Annotated in this window: 1 protein-coding gene; it reads right to left on the reverse strand. The window is 40.7% G+C overall.

Features of this window, described 5'->3' with window-relative positions; translation table 11 throughout:
- The coding region (locus CKF58_RS05920; RefSeq protein ID WP_245959243.1) for a reverse transcriptase domain-containing protein at window positions 1–804 on the reverse strand (804 nt) is incomplete at its 3' end.
- Window positions 805–1,272: the final 468 nt, after the last annotated feature.

Genomic DNA, 1,272 nt, shown 5'->3' on the forward strand with positions numbered 1-1,272 from the left:
GTTTACACGATTAGCAGCTTTGAGTGATTTACAGAAGATCATTACATCGTCTGCGTAGCGAACAAAGTTAAGACCTCGGCTATCCAGTTCTTTGTCCAATCTATTTAATAGGATATTAGATAGGATAGGACTAATAGGTCCACCTTGTGGCATACCCATTTGCGGAACTGTTTTCTTACCATTATCCAGAATACCCGCGATAAGGAAGCGATGAACTAATTTCACTACCTCCATGTCACCAGTAAGTTCATGTAGGGTCTGTTTTATTATTCTATGGTTTACCGTGTCGAAGAATTTCGCTAGGTCCATATCGATTACATAGACGTATCCTTGATTAAGGAACTTCCATGCACGTCTCAGTGCATCATGACAACCTCTGTTTGGTCGATATCCGCAACTACCATCTGAGAACGTTTTATCGTAATGGGCAGATAATACTCTTGCAACAGCTTGTTGCATCACTCGATCCTTAACTGTCGGAATACCTAAAGGACGTTTGTCTCCGTTATCTTTGGGGATATATACTCTCCTGATAGCACTATGTTTGTAGTTACTAGAGAATAGATAATCCCGAAGTAATTTACAGTTACTGTAGTTCTTGTGAAATATCTGTTTAAAGTCTTTACACGTAATACCATCAACTCCAGGTTTACCGTTATTTGCACATACCTCTTCTACTGCTCCCATAATATTATGTACGGTAGCTATAGAAGCAAGTAGTGACTTTTTAGGTATATGAGGTTTATGACCTTTATGGAGTTTGACGTAGAAGTTTCTTAGCTCGACGTTACTATCCTGTTTCATTGGGGTTCTTCCTTACGATATGATTAACTTGTCGGAACTTGGTATCTCTCTGTAGCTAGGGAAGAACTCTTATGAAATTTCTGTGCCATCATTGGTTCGACCTTACTACATGGCAGGAACCTCAAGTGTTTCCCACTTGTATTAAGTTATTTCGCGTCGTGACGTTTCGGTCCTTTGAACTAAGGTGCTACTCTTAGCCTACTATGACCTCTGCTGACTGCTATCTTAACGTCATAGATAGCCCTCTCCAGGTAAGCACTTCAATCAACTTAAGTTAAGTGTTGATCTTGGGGTTAGCAGCCCCACTCCTCCAATTGAAACCTAACCTTTTACCAACAGTCCTTTAACATAAAATGTAGGCACTGGATCACTACTCGTCTTATCTCGCAGACTTGTAGAGGATACTGCCAGCCTCGTAAGGTTTTCTTGTTCATAAGCTCCAATCTTTTGCCGCCGGCTTTCTTCACA

Source organism: Psittacicella hinzii, from assembly GCF_003585935.1.
GTDB classification, from domain to species: Bacteria; Pseudomonadota; Gammaproteobacteria; order Enterobacterales; family Psittacicellaceae; genus Psittacicella; species Psittacicella hinzii.